Raw genomic sequence first — 16,874 nt, forward strand, 5'->3', positions numbered from 1 at the left:
AAGTGCGGTCGCTCGTCAGGCTGGGGACATGGACACAGCACAGCGCCACGACGTCGTCGTGATCGGCGGCGGCCCGGCCGGACTCAACGGGGCCATGATGCTCGCCCGCTCCCTGCGGTCGGTGGTCGTCGTCGACTCCGGGTCGCCCCGCAACGCCCCGGCCGCCGCCGCGCACGGCCTGTTCGCCCGCGACGGCGTCGCCCCGGCCGAGCTGCTCGCGACCGGCCGCGGGGAGGTCCGCCGCTACGGCGGCACGCTCGTCGACGGCGAGGTCGTCGGCGCCCGCCGCACCGGCGACGGCTTCACCGTGACCCTCGCCGACGGCACCACCCTCGACGCCCGGCGACTGCTCGTCACGACCGGACTCATCGACGTGCTGCCCGACGTGCCGGGACTCGCGCAGGGGTGGGGCGCCGACGTCGTCCACTGCCCCTACTGCCACGGCTACGAGGTGCGCGACCGCCCGATCGCGGTGCTCGGGACCTCCCCCGGCTCCGCGCACCAGGCGCTGCTGTTCCGGCAGCTCAGCGCGGACGTGGTCTACGTGTCGCACTCGACGGGACCGACCACGGAGCAGCGGGAACGCTTCGACGCGCTCGGCATCGCTGTCGTCGACGGGCCGGTGAGCGAGGTCGTGCGGTCCGACGGCGCGATCACCGGGCTGGTCACGCCGACCGGCGTGCTGGCGCGCGAGGTCGTCGCGGTGGCGCCCCGGATGGAGGCCCGCGCCGGCTTCCTCGCCGAGCTGGGCCTGGTCCCGGCCGAGCACCCGAGCGGGATGGGGCAGCACCTCGTCGCCGACGCGACGGGCCGCAGCACGGTCGAGGGCGTGTGGGTCGCGGGCAACATCACCGACCTGAGCGCGCAGGTGGGGGCCGCGGCGGCCGCGGGGGCGTTCGCGGGGGCCGCGATCAACGCCGACCTCGTCGAGGCCGGGGCGCTCGCCGCGCTGCGGGAGGTGGCACGCCTCTAACCTGGGGGCGTGCTGGTCATCTTCGGGCTGTCCCGCAAGGAGCGCCCGCTGGGCCTGGTCGCGCTGGGCTGCGGGACCTGCGGTCACGCGGGTCCGCAGCCCGCGGTGCACCGGAGGACCCGGTTCACGCTGTTCTTCGTGCCGGTGCTGCCGCTGCGCAGCCGCTACGAGATGCGGTGTCCCGTGTGCGGGGCGGGACGGACCCTGTCCCGCGACGACGCCCGTCGGCACGGCGCGCGGGTCTGAGGAGCGCCCTCCCCCGCGGCAGTGCGGCACTCCTCTACCGCCATGCCGCTCCGCATCCGGCCGCACGGGTGGACGCACCGGTCGACACGCTGTCCGCCGGTCACACGCGCCTCACGCCGGCGGTCCACGTCCGAGGCGACAGCGAGGGGCCCGTCCACCGGTAGGCGAGACGCAGCACCACTCGCCCACCTGGACCCGGCAGCGGTCCCGTTGCGAGATCCGCGGGCCGGCCCGGTCGTCAGCCGTCCACACCGAGGCCGCAACCCGAGGCAGGACCGTCGTCGCAGCTCGGGAGTTCGCAATTGCGAACGGAAACTTGGTGATCGAACATCAGTTCGAGTACCATGGGTGGCGTGACCGCGATTCAGGAGCCACCCGCCCATGCCACCGGCGTGCCCGGCGACGGGTTCCCCTCCGGTGACCTCACCCTGCTCCGGTTCCACGTCGAACAAGCCCTCAGCGCCGACACCTGCGCGTTGTCCGAGTCGGAGTTGATCGACCAGATCCAGGAGGTCGAGTCGCTCCAGGCCTCCCTCTCCGCACTGCAGTCAACGCGGATCCGTGGCTTTGCCCAGGCGCATGTCGACAGCCACCGCGTCGACGACCGGACCGACTTCGACAAGATCCACCGCAGCGTCGTCGCCCAGATCCAGCTCGCCTGCCGGGTCTCCACCACCGAGGCCCGCACCCGGGTGGCCGACGCCCGCGACCTGCACTCCGGGCTCGACCGGATCCGCGGCCTGCACATCGCCGGTGAACTCAGCGCAGCGAAGGTCTCCGCGATCGCTGTCGAGTGCCGCGACCTCAACACAGCTCAGCGGGCGCGGGTCGACTCCCGGCTCGCCGCCGTCCGCGACCTGACCCGGTACGGGATCGGGCGCCTGCGGGCGATGACGCGGCGTCTGGTCGCCGAGATCGCCCCCGACCGATTCCGCGTCCGCGTCCACGCCGCCAAGGCCGAACGCCGGGTCACCCTGCGCCCGGCGCCGGATGCGATGAGCTATCTGACCGCCTACGTGCCGGTCGAACAGGGCGCCGCGTGCCTGGCCGCGCTGCAGAAGACCTTCGTCGAGATCCAGATCGACCCCGAACCCCTGCCCCGCACCCGCGGACAGGTCATGGCCGACACCCTCGTCGAGCGGGTCACCGGCCAGGCCACCGCGACCGCGGTGAACCTCGAAGTCCAGGTCACCGTGCCCGTGCAGGCACTGCTCAACCCCACCTCCCCGCTCCCCGCCGAGATCCCCGGCCTCGGACCGGTCCCGGCCGACCTGCTCGCCACCTCCGAGGGCACCAAGTCCCTGCGCAGACTGCTCACCGACCAGGGCATCGTCATCGGCGGCGACTCCCGACAGCGCACCTTCACCGGCCTGCTCGCCACCCTGGTCAAGGCACGCGCCGGGAACCGGTGCACCGAGCCCTACTGTGACGCTCCCGTCCGCCACCTCGACCACATCCAGCGAGATGCCGACGGCGGGCGCACCGAACTGGACAACGGGCGCGGGGTGTGCGAGTTCCACAACCACGTCCGCGAACAACCCGGCTGGCACGTGGCTCGGGCCCCCGACGGGGCCGTCGTCACCACCACTCCGACCGGGCACACCTACCGCGGTCCGGACTGATCGCGGCGTACCCGGTGCCGGCCCGGTGTCCGCGGCACCGGGCGGACACGAGGCGCCTCAGGTCGGCAGCAGGTACTCCTCGCTGGCGTGGTGGCACGCGCTCGGATGGTGCCCACCCGGCCGCGTCACCAGGGGCGGCTCCTCGGTCGCGCAGATGTCGGTGGCCTTCCAGCAGCGCGTCCGGAACCGGCAGCCGCTCGGCGGGTCCACCGGGCTCGGGACGTCACCGGTGAGCCGGATCCGCTTGCGTCCCTCCCGGACCGACGGGTCGGGCACCGGCACCGCGGAGAGCAGCGCCTGGGTGTACGGGTGCGACGCCCGGGTGTAGATCTCCTGCTCGGTCCCGAGCTCCACCATCTTGCCCAGGTACATCACGCCGACCCGGTCCGACAGGTGCCGCACGACGGACAGGTCGTGGGCGATGAAGATGTAGGACAGCCCGAACTCGCGCTGCAGGTTCCCGAGCAGGTTCATCACCTGCGCCTGGATGGACACGTCGAGCGCGGACACCGGCTCGTCGCACACGATGATCTCCGGGCGCAGCGCGAGCGCGCGGGCGATCCCGATGCGCTGCCGCTGCCCGCCGGAGAACTGGTGCGGGTAGCGGTTGACGAAGTCGGGGTTGAGCCCGACGACGTCGAGCAGCTCCTGCACCTTCGCCCGTCGCTCCCCCTTCGGCGCGACCTCGGGGTGGATCTCGAACGGCTCCCCGACGATGTCGGCGACCGTCATCCGCGGGTTCAGCGACGTGTACGGGTCCTGCAGCACGATCTGCATCTGCCGGCGCAGCGCCCGCAGCTCCGCTCCGCGGCGGGCGAAGATGTCCTCGCCGTGGAAGCGCACCGAGCCCGACGTCGGCGGCTCCAGCCGCATCAGCACCTGGGCCAGGGTCGACTTCCCGCAGCCGGACTCGCCGACGATGCCCAGCGTCTCGCCCTTGTTCAGCGCGAACGAGACGCCGTCGACGGCGCGCACGTGGCCGAGGGTGCGCTTGACGACCGCGCCGACCTTCACCGGGAAGTGCTTGACGAGGTCGTCGACCTCGAGAACGGGCTCGCTCATACGAGGTCCTCCGCGAACAGGCACGCCGACGCCCGCGCTCCGGGCAGCGGGATCAGCGGCGGGTCGGTCCCGAGGCAGCGCTCCACCGCGCGCGGGCAACGCGGGTGGAACGGGCAGCCGTCGGGGATGGCGGTGAGCGTCGGCGGGAGCCCGGTGATCGCGCGCAGCTCGGTGCCCTTGCTGTCGAGCCGCGGGATCGACGCGAGCAGCGCCTCGGTGTACGGGTGGGCCGGGTTCGCGAAGAGCTGGTGCACGTCGCCCTGCTCGACGATGCGGCCCGCGTACATCACCGCGATCCGGTCGGCGACCTCCGCGACGACGCCGAGGTCGTGGGTGATGAGGACCAGCCCCATCTCCCGTTCGCGCTGGATCTCGGCGAGCAGGTCCATGATCTGGGCCTGCACGGTGACGTCGAGCGCGGTCGTGGGCTCGTCGGCGATGAGCACGTCCGGGTCCAGCGCCAGCGACATCGCGATCATGACGCGCTGGCGCATCCCGCCGGAGAACTCGTGCGGGAAGTTCGTGACCCGCTGCGCCGCCCCGGGGATCCCGACGAGGTCGAGCAGCTCGACGGCGCGGGCCCGCGCGTCGCGCTTGCTCATCCCACGCCGCGTCCGCAGCTGCTCCCCGATCTGGAACCCGACGGTGAACACCGGGTTCAACGCCGACAGCGCGTCCTGGAAGATCATCGCGACGTTCTCGCCGCGCAGCTCACGGCGCCGTTCCTCGGTCGCGGTGAGCAGCTCCTCGCCGCGGTAGCGGACCGAGCCCGCGCTGACGGTCGCGGGCGGGGTCGGCAGGATGCCCATCACCGTGTTCGCGGTGACCGACTTCCCCGACCCCGACTCCCCCAGGACGGCGAGGGTCTCCCCCGCGTGCACCTGATAGCCGACGCCGTTCAGCACCCGGGCGACGCCGTCGCGGGTGCGGAACTCGACGTGCAGGTCCTCCACCTCGAGCAGCGGGGTCATGACCGGCCCTTCGGGTCGAACGCGTCGCGCACGGCGTCGCCGAGCAGCACGAAGGCCAGCACGGTGACGACGAGGAACGCGCCGGGGAACAGGAGCAGGTGCGGCGAGGTCCGCAGGTAGCTCTGCGCCTCGCTGATCATCACGCCCCACGAGACGACGGGGTCGCGCAGGCCGACGCCGAGGAACGACAGCGTGGCCTCGGCCCCGATGAAGGCACCGAGCGCGATCGTCGCGTACACCATCACCGGGGCGATGGTGTTGGGCAGCATGTGCCGCCGGATGATCCGCCACGGGCTCGCACCGAGCGCGCGGGCGGCCTTGACGTAGTCCTGGTTGCGGGCGGCGATCGCGGCGGACCGCATGATCCGCATGACGATCGGCCAGGACAGCAGCCCGATCGTGCCGATCACCAGGCCGCTGATGCCGATCACGCTCTGCCCGACCGACGCCCGGAAGGTGGAGAGCACGACGATCGCGCCGAGGATGAACGGCACGCCGAAGAAGACGTCGGCGACGCGGGCGAGCAGCGAGTCGACCCAGCCGCCGGCGAACCCGGCGATCAGGCCCATGACGGCGCCGACTACTACGACCGCCGTCGTCGCCAGCACCCCGACGACGATCGAGACGCGGGTGCCGTAGACGGTGCGCGCGTAGACGTCGCGGCCGAGGTGGTCGTAGCCGAACCAGGCCTGGGCCGACGGGTCCTCGCGGGCCCGGGACAGGTCGCCGAGGGTGGGGTCGACCGAGGTGAACAGCTGCGGGAACGCGGCCATGACCAGCAGGAACGTGATGAGGCCCGCCGCGACGAGGAACAGCGGGCGACGACGCAGGTCGTGCCAGGCGTCGCCACTGAGGCTGCGGGTGCGTGCCGTCGCCTCGGCGCGGCCGGCGGCGGCGACGGGTGTGTCGGCGGTGGCGGTGGTGGGGTCAGTCAAGGCGGATCCTCGGGTCGAGCAGCGCGTAGGTGACGTCCACGACGAGGTTCGCGAGCAGGTAGACGATCACCAGCAGGACGACGACGCCGGTGACGACCACCCCGTCGAGCCGTTGGATGGAGCCGAAGATGAGCCCACCGATCCCGCGGATGTTGAAGATGCCCTCGGTGACGATCGCCCCGCCCATGAGCGTGCCGAAGTCCGCGCCGAGGAAGGTGATCACCGGGATCGCCGAGTTGCGGGTCAGGTGGACCCCGACGACACGACGCCGGGTCAGGCCCTTCGCGGTCGCGGTGCGGACGTAGTCGGCGCGCAGGTTCTCCGCGATCGACGTCCGGGTCAGCCGGGCCACGTAGGCCAGCGACAGGCTGCCGAGCACGTAGCCGGGCACGACCAGGTCCAGGAACCCGGGGTTCGCCGGGACGGTCGGCGGGATCAGGCCCAGCCGCAGCCCGAGGACCGACTGCAGCACGTAGCCGGTCACGAAGACCGGCACGGCGACCAGGAACAGGGTCGCGGTGAGCACGACGTTGTCGAGGAACCCGCCGGGCCGCAGCCCGGTGAGCACGCCCGCGGTCAGGCCGATGATCGCCTGGATGACCAGCGCGACGACCGCGAGCTTGATCGTGACCGGGTAGGCGTTCGCGATCAGCGTCGCGACCTCCTGGCCGCGGAAGTTCTCCCCGAAGTCGCCCCGCAGCAGGTTGCCCAGGTACGTGAAGTACTGGACGAAGATCGACCGGTCGAGCCCGTACTCCTCGCGCATGCGCTCGATGAACGCGGGCGGGCAGGCCTGGTCACCGCACTTGCCGGCGAGCGGGTCGCCGGGCAGCGCCCAGACCATGAAGTAGATGAGGAACGTGGTGCCGAGGAACACCGGCACCAGTTGCAGGAGTCGTCGCAGGACATAGCGCCCCACGGGTCACCTCCGGGTTCGGGTGCCCGGCGGTTCGCGCCGGGCACGTGCACCGGCGGCCGGGTGGTCACCCGGCCGCCGGCGTGTGGTGGTGGGGCGGCGTCACTCCTGGACGGTCACGGTCTCCAGGTCCAGCTCACGGCCGTAGGTCATTTCGACGTTCTGCAGACGCGGCGACCAGCCGAACTGCGCGGACTGGTCGTTGATCGCGACGGCCGGCATGTCCTGGATGAGGACGCGCTCGGCCTCGGCCCACAGCGCGTAGGCCTCCTCGGCGGTGGCCGCGGTCGAACCCTGGTTCACCAGGGCGTCGAAGCGCGGGTTGGTGTAGCCGCTGTTGTTGTTCGCCGCACCCGTCGTGTACTGCGGGCGCAGGACGTAGTCCATGGTCGGGGTCGAGGCGACCCAGCCGGAGCGGAAGATCCCGGTCAGGTTCTCGGCCCGGCGCTGGTCCAGGAACTCCGAGAAGGTCGGGACCGGGACGAAGTTGCAGGGCACGCCGAGGGTGTTGCTGATGCTGACGCAGGCGGCCTGCATCCACTCGCGGTTGATCGCCGAGTCGACGTTCGAGATCAGCTCGATCGGGCCGGTGAAGCCGGAGGCGTCGAACTGCTGCTTGGCCCGCTCCGGGGAGAAGGTGCACAGCTCGCCGCACTGGTCGTCGACCTTGCCGGGCACGCCCTCCGGGATGAACCCGGTGGCCGGCTGGACGAGTCCGTTGTAGACGTTGTCGATGATCGCCTGCCGGTCGACGGCCATGGAGATCGCCTGCCGCAGCTGCGGGTCGGCGTAGCGCTGGTCGTAGATCGGGAAGGTCATCGTGTTGATGCCGGCGTAGGGCTGGTTGCCGTTCCGGTCGGCCAGGTCCTGCTGGTACAGGTTGTCGATCAGGAACGAGCCCGGGATCGACTCGAGGAAGTCCAGGTTGCCGCTGACGACGTCCTGGTAGGCGGCCTCGCTGTCGGCGTAGAAGCGGAACTCGACGCCGCCGACGGAGACCGGCTGCTCGCCGCCCCACTGCTCGTAGCGAGTGACGGTGACGTTCTGGTCGGGGACGCGGGCCTCGTAGCGGAACGGGCCGTTGCCGACGGGGTTCGCCTCGAACGCGGCCGGGTCGGCGAAGAACGACTCGGGCATCGGGTAGAACGCCACGTCGCCGAGGGTGTTCACGAAGATCGGCGACGGCGCGGTCAGCGCGACGGTGAAGGTACGGTCGTCGACGACCTGCAGACCCGACATCGCCTGCGCCGTGGGCTCACCCTCGTCCGGGTTGACCTGGTCGAACCCGGCGATGTTGGAGAAGAACTCCGAGCTGGACTGTGCGTTGGTCTTCAGGGCCACGTAGTTCCACGCGTCGACGAAGCTCTTCGCCGTGACGGGCGTGCCGTCGTGGAAGGTCCAGCCCTCCTTCAGGCGGATCGTCCAGTTCTGCGAGTCGGTCGACTCGATGGACTCGGCGACCTTGTTCTCCGGCTCGCCCTGCTGGTTGTAGTCGACCAGGCCGGACCACAGCGCGTCGAGGATCTTGCTGCCGCCGACCTCACGGGTGTTGCCCGGCAGCAGTGCGTTCTCCGGCTCGGTGCCGTAGACCGAGATCGTGGGGGCGCCCTGGGCGTCGCCCGTGGTGCCGCCTCCCCCGCCGCCACAGGCGCTGAGCACCAGCGCGGAGGTCAGGGAGAGCGCGAGCAGCGCCGCGACTCGAGGTGATCGCATCAGAGTCCTGTCTGTCCGGGACGGCCGCTCCCCGCGTGGTGTGCAGGCGGCCGGTGCGGTTCGGTGGTGGGTCGCACGGTAACCACAGCATCGCGGTTCTCCGGTTACGAATCCATTGCGTCCGCCGCCATTGCACCGAGCAACACGGAATTGCGCGCGACGGTCGGTGATCGGATCGCGACGTCCCGTCCGGCCCGATCCTCACGGAAAACACATCGGCGCAGGTCGGACGCATTCCGGTGCATTCTTCCGCTATGCAACATTGCATTGCGCATCGCAATTACCTGGTCAGTCGTGTGACCAGTGCCACATCCGGCAGTCAGTCTGAGCCCGTGAGCAGCGACGGCACCTGCCACAGGGGCACTGACACCGGACGACGAGACGCGCGCCGTCCCACGAGGTGGAACCCGCTCCCCACGTCGCGGGAGCACTCGCCGGGCGAGAAACCGCCCTCCGCACACCATTCCCGAAGGCTTTTCCGCAGAATTGCCGTCGCGATCACGACGGTAACCGCCCAAGTCCCGGCACACCCACTCCGGCACCGCGCCGACCCATTGTCCGGCAATTCCGGACAAGGGACCGGAACCGCATCGGAATTGGGGCACGGACGCCGCCGGCGTGCGCTCCACCTGCGGGACCGCGGGATCGCGGCCCGACCGTCCCCGCCTCCGGGGACGACGGCACACTTCCCCGGGACGTCAAACGCTCGACGTGTGCATTTCAGGAAGATCGCCTGAAACGGTCATTCGAGTACGGCCGTACCAATCGTGGGCGGTCAGCGCGGCGACGCCTGCGTGAACAGATCGCCCTTCAGATAGATGTTCCAGTCGGCCGCCTTGAGGCCGTGCCCACCGGAACGCAGGTGGTAGCTCATCGCCGGCCCGGAGAAGGCCGTGTCGGTGGCGGGCTTCCAGCCCGTCGTGCCCAGTCCGTTGTCGCCGAGACCGTAGAGGTCGTAGATCTTGCTCGCCGCCTCGTAGGCGAGGAACTCGCCCTCGGGATCGGCGTTGGAGTCGTCGCTGGCGCTGGCGATCACCAGCTTGCGCGGCGCGACCAGCCCCATCAGCTCGTGCTGGTCGACGGGCAGCTCGTCGACCTTGTTGCCGTAGGCCTGGTAGGTCTTCGGGAACCAGTACGGGAAGGAGCTGTTGACCCGCGACACCGTCTCGGCACCCACTCCCCCGTCGCCGCGGCGGGCGAGCTTCGCGCCGGTCGACCCCGAGTTGTTGGAGATGACCGCGGCGAAGCGCGGGTCCTGGGCGCCCGCCCAGAGCGCGGCCTTGCCGCTGCGGGAGTGCCCGATGACCGCGACCTTCGAGGGGTCGATGTCCTTGTCGGTCTGGAGATAGTCCATCGCCCGGCTCGCGCCCCAGGCCCAGGCGGCGACGGCCCGGCCGGCGTCGTCGGGCAGGTCGCTCCCGGACGGGTGGAACAGGTTGATCATCTTGCTGCGGTAGCTGCCGCTGTCGTCCGGGGCGATGTCGTTGGCGTCGATCTGGGCGAAGGCGTACCCGGCCTTCGTGATCGTCGAGACCGGTGCGTAGTCCGAGGACTGCCCCGGGTCGTCGGAGACCGAGCCCCGGTGGTCGATCATCAGGAAGGTGCCGCGCGGGGTCTGGCCCTTCGGGACGAACAGCCGCAGCGTGAACTTCCCGGTGCCCTCCGGCCCGGTGATGCCGATCGTGACCTTCTTGAGGGTGACGTCGCCGTCGTCGCTGGTCCGCACGTCGAAGGTCTGCTTGGTCGGCTTGGGCAGCGGCTGGCCGTAGACGTTCTCGCGGAACGCCGCCAGCAGCTCCGCGCGCCGGGTCCCCTCCCACTGGGCGACGTCGGTGACGCCGGTGCCGTCGAGCATGCGCAGCGGGTTCGGGTACTGCGTACCGTCGATGGTCACCGTCGCCGCGACGGACAGGCCCGCCGCCGGGACCGACGTGTAGGCGGCGGGTGCGACCGGCGTGGCCGTGGCCCCCACCGCACCCACGCACCCGGCCGCGGCGACCGCGCCGACGACGAACAGCGACGTCGCCGTCCTCGCGACGGGGTGCAGGACGCGACGACGGCTGCGCGGGCTGATCGGAGTGGACACGGTCCGAACGCTACCGAGGCGGGGACCCTCTGCAACCGCCGTTGCCGGTATCACGTCGATCGGGGGACATGATCACACACCTAACGTGTGACTCCTGTCGCCACAGGTGTTGCCGCAGGTGACGACGGGGTACCGCGGGTCCGCGCGGCGCCCCGGGAGGGATCTGCCGACGTTCGCGGCTGCGAACGGTCGGGGGGCGCCGCGTGCTGTCGCGCGGGTCCCCGGCCACCGACGGCGACCGCGGCTCCCCGACGGTCCTACCGTGCGCGCCGCGCCCGCAACCACGGATCGACGATCCGTGGCTACCGCGCCGCGACCCGGCCAGGCTGGACCCATGCCACGCACCCCTGACCTCACCCTCCCCGACCTGACCGGGCGCCGCGCCGTCGTCACCGGCGGCAGCGACGGCGTCGGGCTCGGCATCGCCGACCGGCTCGCCGCCGCCGGTGCCGAGGTCGTGCTGCCCGTCCGCAACGCCGCGAAGGGCGCCGCCGCCGCCGACCGGATCCGCGACCGGCACCCCGGTGCCGCCGTCTCGCTGCGCGAGCTCGACCTGTCCTCGCTGTCCTCGGTCGCCGCGCTCGGGGAGACCCTGCGCGCGGAGGGACGCCCCGTCCACCTGCTGATCAACAACGCCGGTGTGATGACCCCGCCGGAGCGGCGCAGCACCGCCGACGGGTTCGAGCTGCAGTTCGGCACCAACCACCTCGGTCACGTCGCGCTCGTCGCGCACCTGCTGCCGCTGCTGCGCGAGGGCCGCGCCCGGGTGGTCTGCCAGATCAGCGTCGCCGCGGCCCGCGGCACGGTCCTGTGGGACGACCCGGACTCCGAGCGGTCCTACGACGGCATGGCCGCCTACCGGCACTCGAAGATCGCGTTCGGGCTGTTCGGCCTGGAGCTGGACCGGCGCAGCCGCGCCGCGGGCTGGGGCATCACCGCGAACCTGTCGCACCCGGGCGTCGCGCCGACCAACCTCCTGAACGCCCGGCCCGATCTCGGCCGGGAACGGCGGTCCGCCGGGCGACGGGTGATCGGGGCGCTGTCCCGGGCCGGTCTGCTGGTCGGGACCGCCGACTCGGCGGGGCTGCCCGCGCTGCTCGCCGCGACCGCCCCGGACGCCGGGCACGCCGTGTTCTACGGGCCGAAGGGTCCGGGCCGGGTGGGCGGGCCCCCCGCCGAGCAGGAGCTCTACCGCCCGCTGCGCGACGCCGACGCCGCCCGCCGGGTGTGGGACCTGTCGCAGCAGCGGGCCGGGGTGTCGTTCGACGGCGCCGCCACCCCCTGACAGCCCCCCTCGCCGACGCCTCCAGGACACCGGCGGGCCCCACCGCCGGGGGCCCGTCCTGAGGGGATCATGGAGACGTCGACGTACGGAGGTGCCCAGTGGCGGACCAGTCCCCCCAGGAGCGTGAGATCCTGCTGCACGGACAGCGTGTGAGCTACCGCGAGACCGGCCGCGGCGAGGGCCCGACGGTCCTGCTCGTGCACGGTCTCGCCGCGAGCTCACGCACCTGGGCCCCGGTGTTCGACGCGCTGGGCGGCGGGCTGCACGTGATCGCGCCGGATCTGCTCGGCCACGGCGCCAGCGAGGCCCCGCGCAGCGGCGACTACTCCCTCGGCGGGTACGCGACCGGGCTGCGGGACCTGTTGGCCGCGCTCGACGTCGAGCGGGCGACGATCGTCGGGCACTCGTTCGGCGGCGGCGTCGCGATGCAGTTCGCGCACCAGTTCCCCGAGTTCACCGAGCGGGTCGTGCTCGTGTCCTCCGGCGGCCTCGGCCACGACCTGACCCTCGCGCTGCGCGCGGCGAGCCTGCCGGGCACCGAGCTGGTGCTCCGCTCGGCGGCGTCGCTGACCCCGCCGTGGATGCGCCGCGCCGCGCACCGGCTGGCCCACCGGGTCGGCGCCGCACCGCGCTCGGACATCGACGGTGTGCACACCGCGCTGGAGACCTTCGCCGACCGCGGCACCCGCGGCGCGTTCGTCCAGACCGCGCGGGGTGCGCTGGAGCCGTCCGGTCAGCGGCTCGACGGGGCCCAGCGCCTGCACCTGCTCGAGGAGGTGCCCGTGCTCCTGGTCGGGGGGAACCGCGACCGGGTCATCCCGCTCGCCCACACCCTCGCCGCACACGACCGGCTGCCCGACAGCCGGCTGGAGGTCTTCGACGGTGCGGGGCACTTCCCGCACGCCGAGCAGCCGGACCGGTTCGTGTCGCTGCTGCACGACTTCGTCGACGGGACGGCGCCGGCCGAGGGCGACCGCGACGCGCTGCGCCGCCGGATCCTGGGTCTCCCCCGGGCCGGCTGACTGTTCGCTCACCTCAGGTGCCGGACGAGGAACCGGGCAGCGTCGTCGCCCTCGAAGGCGGGGACGCCGGTGTGCCCGCCGGTGTTGGCGTGCAGCGTCTTCTCACGACTACCGAGGGCGTCGAACAGGGCCAGGGCGTGCTGCCGGTCGTTGCCCTCGTCGTCCCACTGCAGCAGGACCAGCAGCGGGACGGTGACCGCCCGGGCCTCCTCGACGATCGCGCGAGGCACGTAGCTGCCGGCGAACAGGACCGCGGCCGCGATGCGCGGCTCGATCACGGCCATCCGGACGCCGAGCGAGATGATCCCGCCCGACCAGGCGACCGGGCCGCACAGGTCCGGGCGGGCGAGCAGCGCGTCCAGCGCGGCCCGCCACTCCGGGGCCGCCTGCTCGACCAGCGGGAGGACGAGCCGGTCGACGACGTCGTCGGGCACCGGCTCACCGGCCCGTACCGCGCGTTGCAGGTCGGCGCGGGCCCGGTCGGCCTCGGCGCGTCGGGGCCGCTCGCCGGCGCCCGGGAGTTCGAGGGTGGCCGCGGCGAACCCGGCCGCCACGCAGGACCGGGCCCGGGCGAGCAGCCGGGGGTACATACGGATCAGGTCGCCGGGGTGACCGAGGAGGACCAGCGGGGACGGGGTGGTCGCGGCGGCCGGGGTGGTCGGCGTCCAGAGGATGCCGGGGACGTCGTCGAGGGAGAACGCCGTCTCGACCAGGTCGTCGTGGCGCTGTTCGGTGCGGATTCGCATGGTCGTGCCCTTCGGGAGAGGGCGCTCCCGGGCGACCTACCGCCCGGCTGTGTCCCCGGAGGGGAGCACCCGGCTGTCTGCTGCGGTCACGGGTCCCACCTCCTCGGTTCGGTGCACGGCTGCGGGCACGGTAGTGCGGGCCGCGGGTGGTCGGCCAGCGGGTTTCCGCGACCGGGCGCGGTTCAGCCCCCGGTGCCGGACGGGCCCCCGGCCGCCGGGACGGGCCCGCGCCAGCACCTCCGGGGGCGCCGTGTCCGGGGTACCGGCGTCGAACGGGGACTCCGGGGCGTACTGCATGCCCATTCGGCGGCCGCCCGCCCCTGAAGGAGGTCCGCTTGCGGAGATGGCCACACTGAGCAGCCTCGCCCGCTCGATGAAGCGGAGGCTCGCTTGGCGGACCTGGTCGACTGGACGACTGCCGGTCACCGCCTAAAGCCTCAGACGCTCCCGCTCAGCGGCTACGACCTGCCGTTCCACTGAGCTGGGATCGATCGCGCGAGCGTCGCGCTCCTTGGCCTCGCTGCGGCGTGCGAAGGCGTCGAACAGCTGGGTCTTGCCCTCCTGGATCTCGACGATCCGCTCGTCGATGGAGTCCTTGGCCAGGATGCGGTGCACTTGGACAGGCCGAACCTGGCCCATGCGGTGGGCGCGCGCGATCGCCTGTTCCTCCACGCTCGGCTTCCAGTGCGGCTCCGCCAGGATGACGACGGAGGCGGCCTGGATGTTCAGGCCCACCCCGCCGGCCTCGATCTGGCTGAGCAGGACGGCGTGGTCCGCGCGGTCGGCGAAGTCCTGGACGAGCTCCTGGCGCGCTGCAGGCGCCACCGAGCCGTCGATGCGCCCGGACACCGCGGGCAGCTCCCGGGCCAGCAGGTCCAGAACTGAGAGGAACGTGCTGAACACGAGGACCTTCATCCCGTCCCCGGCTGCCTCGGACACGATCTCCTTGATCCGCTCCAGCTTCGCCGAGTCGGCCGACTCCAGCGCCGCCCGCCGCATCGCCATCACGTTGCCCGCGGCGACCGCTGCCCGGTAGCGCGCGGCGTCCTCTCCGGTCAGCTGCACCCACGCCTCGGTCTCGATGCGCTCCGGAAGCTCGTCGAGGACGTCGTCCTGGTTGCGTCGGAGGTAGACGTCCGCGACTGCGCGACGGAAGGCCGTGGCGCCGGCGAGCGCGTCCCGGGCGTCGATCCGTGCGGCGAGCCGCGGCTGCAGGTGCCCGACGAGCGCCCGGAACTCCTCGACCCGGTTCTCCATCGGGGTGCCGGTGAGGAACAGGGCGCGCTGTGCGCGGCCTGCGGCGGCCGCGATCGACTGGGTACGTGCCGCGGCCGGGTTCTTCGCGTAGTGCGCCTCGTCGACCACGAGGAGGGCGGTCTCGGCGTCCCGCACCGCCTCGGGCAGCCGGGCCAGGGTGCCGAACGTCGTCACTCCGATCCCGCCGTCTCGCAGCCAGCGGGCGCCCGCGTCCTCCCGCTCGGGCCCGTGCAGCACGCGCGCGGACAGCATCGTGAACCGCTCGGTCTCCTTGAGCCAGTTGACCAGCACGCTGGCCGGGCAGACGACCAGGAACCGGCGCTGCCCGTTCGCGGCGAGGTGACACATCGTCGCAAGGGCCTGCAGCGTCTTGCCGAGGCCCATCTCGTCACCGAGCATCGACCGCTGCTGATGCAGGGCGTACTGGGCGCCGAACTGCTGGTAGCCGCGCAGAGTCGCACGCAGGAGCGAGGTGTCCAGCGGCACCGCGACGATCCGCTGCCGCAGCTCGTCCGGCACGAACCCCTGCGCCGACTCCTCGTCCACGCGGTCGTCCATCGTGGACAGCAGCGCGTTGACGGCCGCGGCGTCCCGCCCGTAGTCCGCCCACAGCTGCTGCTGCCGGTAGGCGCCCGGATCCACACGCTGCTCGTGGTCCGCGATGCCCGCAACCACCGCGCTCGTCGAGGGTTCGGCGAGGAGGCCCGCCAGGTCGTCGAGTGCACGCTGGGCCTCGGCGCGCCGCCGCCGCCCGGCCAGGTTCCGCTTCCACCAGCTGCCGAGCAACGCGGCCTGGTCGGCGAGCGGCTCGGTGCGGTCCAGCAGCCGACCCAGGTGCGGCCGGAGCGTCTGCGCCTCCTCGGCGGCCTTCAACGCGGCGAGCGTGGCCAGGAGCTCAGCCTGCGCCCGCGTGGCCCGGTCGGGATCGAATCGGAACCGGGTCTCACCCCGGACCGCGACCGCCGCGGCCCGCGCCGCACGCGTCACCTGCTCCGCGGACCGCTCCCCCACACCGGGCACCCCGACGAGCCGGCGCGTGTTCTGCACGTCGGCGACGCTGCGCAGGCCGGCCTGCTCGATCGCGGCCCATCGGACGCCCCGGCCGGCCGCCTCCTTGAGCGCGGACACCGGCATGGCGTGCAGCCGCCGCTGCACCTCGTCCGCCTTCAGGGCGTCCAACTGGTGTGAGGCGCGAGCGCGAAGTTCTTCGGCCCGGCCGAGCAGGGCAGTGCCGCGCGAGACCAGGTCGCGAGCGGCCGCCACCGTGGCCTGAGCGTCCGCCATCAGCTCCCCCTCAGACGATCACCGATCCTTCGATCTTCGCAGAGGTCGGGTCATGGCTGCTGCCACCGGGTTCGGTACTCGGCCACGATCTCGTCGAGCCGCCGCTCCAGCAGCTCGGTGAGCTCCTCTTTCGTACGGTCCTTCGCCAACGCCTGAAAGCACGGGCAGGAGAGGACTTCACCGTTCCCCACCAAGCACACGAAAACCCCCGTCACCCTCAGCCCGTGGACGACCGCGTCCGCCTGTTCGTCCCCGAGGAGCGGAATGCGGCGAGCGAAAGCGGCCAGGATCTCCTGTTCGAGCGAGCCGCGGCCCAGGCGTTGCGCCACTCGGGCCGCGACCTTGCCGACGGCGTCGTGGACGGCCTTCTTCGCCTCGTCCACCTCGTCCGCCAGCTCGGCCAGGACCGAGCAGTCGACTCGGCCGACCCGCCACCGCGGGGCGGACCGCCACACGTCGTCGTTCAGCGCCGTTGCGAGCTGATCCGCGACCGTCCGCCGCCAGCCGACAGTGAGCACGGACCGCGCGATCTCGGCCTTCTGCCGCTCCGTCAGCCGACCGGTCGGCGCGGGCTCCCGCGGTCGAGGAATGCGAGCGACGGCCGCCCGCTGACGCCGCCGATCGGCCTGCCACGTCCGGTACCGGCCGACTCCCCACGACCATGCGTTCTGGTGCTGGTAGCACCGATCCCAGGACTCCACCACCGGCCTCTTGCAGTACCCCCGGGTAGTTCTGTTCTTCGCCCCACAATGATGT

At 72.3% G+C, this 16,874-nt stretch carries 14 protein-coding genes; 5 read left to right on the forward strand and 9 right to left on the reverse strand.

Annotated elements, in window-relative coordinates; translation table 11 throughout:
* The first annotated feature begins 28 nt into the window (after window positions 1–28).
* From MTO91_RS16610 to MTO91_RS16620, 3 genes are all read left to right on the forward strand, one after another.
* The gene (locus MTO91_RS16610) at window positions 29–973 is read left to right on the forward strand and encodes an NAD(P)/FAD-dependent oxidoreductase (RefSeq protein WP_476651786.1); all 945 of its coding nucleotides are present in this window, start codon (window positions 29–31) and stop codon (window positions 971–973) included.
* Window positions 974–982: 9 nt separating this feature from the next.
* Window positions 983–1,219, forward strand: coding sequence for a zinc ribbon domain-containing protein (locus MTO91_RS16615; RefSeq protein ID WP_178373496.1), 237 nt, complete (start codon window positions 983–985; stop codon window positions 1,217–1,219).
* Window positions 1,220–1,572: 353 nt separating this feature from the next.
* Window positions 1,573–2,841 carry an HNH endonuclease gene (locus MTO91_RS16620; RefSeq protein ID WP_405416592.1) on the forward strand — a complete coding sequence of 423 codons (1,269 nt, stop codon included), beginning with the start codon at window positions 1,573–1,575 and terminating at the stop codon, window positions 2,839–2,841.
* A 57-nt stretch (window positions 2,842–2,898) separates the two neighbouring features.
* Here MTO91_RS16620 and MTO91_RS16625 read toward each other — a convergent pair whose 3' ends face one another.
* From MTO91_RS16625 to MTO91_RS16650, 6 genes are all read right to left on the reverse strand, one after another.
* Entirely contained in the window at window positions 2,899–3,903 is a 1,005-nt protein-coding gene (locus MTO91_RS16625; RefSeq protein ID WP_476651787.1) for an ABC transporter ATP-binding protein, read from the reverse strand.
* Window positions 3,900–4,874 (reverse strand): ABC transporter ATP-binding protein, encoded by a 975-nt coding sequence (locus MTO91_RS16630; protein ID WP_476651788.1) that lies wholly within the window; start codon window positions 4,872–4,874, stop codon window positions 3,900–3,902. The genes MTO91_RS16625 and MTO91_RS16630 overlap by 4 nt, the downstream gene beginning before the upstream one ends.
* Entirely contained in the window at window positions 4,871–5,809 is a 939-nt protein-coding gene (locus tag MTO91_RS16635; protein ID WP_476651789.1) for an ABC transporter permease, read from the reverse strand. The genes MTO91_RS16630 and MTO91_RS16635 overlap by 4 nt, the downstream gene beginning before the upstream one ends.
* Complete coding sequence (locus MTO91_RS16640; RefSeq protein WP_405416588.1) at window positions 5,802–6,728, reverse strand: ABC transporter permease; 927 nt, start codon at window positions 6,726–6,728, stop codon at window positions 5,802–5,804. The genes MTO91_RS16635 and MTO91_RS16640 overlap by 8 nt, the downstream gene beginning before the upstream one ends.
* 99 nt (window positions 6,729–6,827) lie before the next feature.
* The gene (locus tag MTO91_RS16645) at window positions 6,828–8,438 is read right to left on the reverse strand and encodes a peptide ABC transporter substrate-binding protein (protein WP_476651791.1); all 1,611 of its coding nucleotides are present in this window, start codon (window positions 8,436–8,438) and stop codon (window positions 6,828–6,830) included.
* Window positions 8,439–9,213: 775 nt separating this feature from the next.
* On the reverse strand, window positions 9,214–10,524 hold the full coding sequence (locus MTO91_RS16650) for a dienelactone hydrolase family protein (RefSeq protein ID WP_405416586.1): 1,311 nt from the start codon (window positions 10,522–10,524) through the stop codon (window positions 9,214–9,216).
* Between the two features lie 334 nt (window positions 10,525–10,858).
* On the opposite strand from MTO91_RS16650, the gene MTO91_RS16655 reads away from it, so the two are divergent.
* The gene (locus MTO91_RS16655) at window positions 10,859–11,809 is read left to right on the forward strand and encodes an SDR family oxidoreductase (RefSeq protein ID WP_476651792.1); all 951 of its coding nucleotides are present in this window, start codon (window positions 10,859–10,861) and stop codon (window positions 11,807–11,809) included.
* A 98-nt stretch (window positions 11,810–11,907) separates the two neighbouring features.
* Window positions 11,908–12,831, forward strand: coding sequence for an alpha/beta fold hydrolase (locus MTO91_RS16660; protein ID WP_476651794.1), 924 nt, complete (start codon window positions 11,908–11,910; stop codon window positions 12,829–12,831).
* A gap of 8 nt (window positions 12,832–12,839) precedes the next feature.
* Here MTO91_RS16660 and MTO91_RS16665 read toward each other — a convergent pair whose 3' ends face one another.
* The 3 genes from MTO91_RS16665 to MTO91_RS16675 form a co-directional block, all read right to left on the reverse strand.
* The gene (locus MTO91_RS16665; RefSeq protein ID WP_476651795.1) at window positions 12,840–13,577 is read right to left on the reverse strand and encodes a dienelactone hydrolase family protein; all 738 of its coding nucleotides are present in this window, start codon (window positions 13,575–13,577) and stop codon (window positions 12,840–12,842) included.
* Between the two features lie 429 nt (window positions 13,578–14,006).
* The gene (locus MTO91_RS16670) at window positions 14,007–16,118 is read right to left on the reverse strand and encodes a DEAD/DEAH box helicase (RefSeq protein WP_476651796.1); all 2,112 of its coding nucleotides are present in this window, start codon (window positions 16,116–16,118) and stop codon (window positions 14,007–14,009) included.
* A gap of 50 nt (window positions 16,119–16,168) precedes the next feature.
* Entirely contained in the window at window positions 16,169–16,636 is a 468-nt protein-coding gene (locus tag MTO91_RS16675) for a hypothetical protein (RefSeq protein WP_476651797.1), read from the reverse strand.
* Window positions 16,637–16,874: the final 238 nt, after the last annotated feature.

The sequence above is a fragment of the Pseudonocardia sp. 2-7 genome (assembly GCF_056341085.1).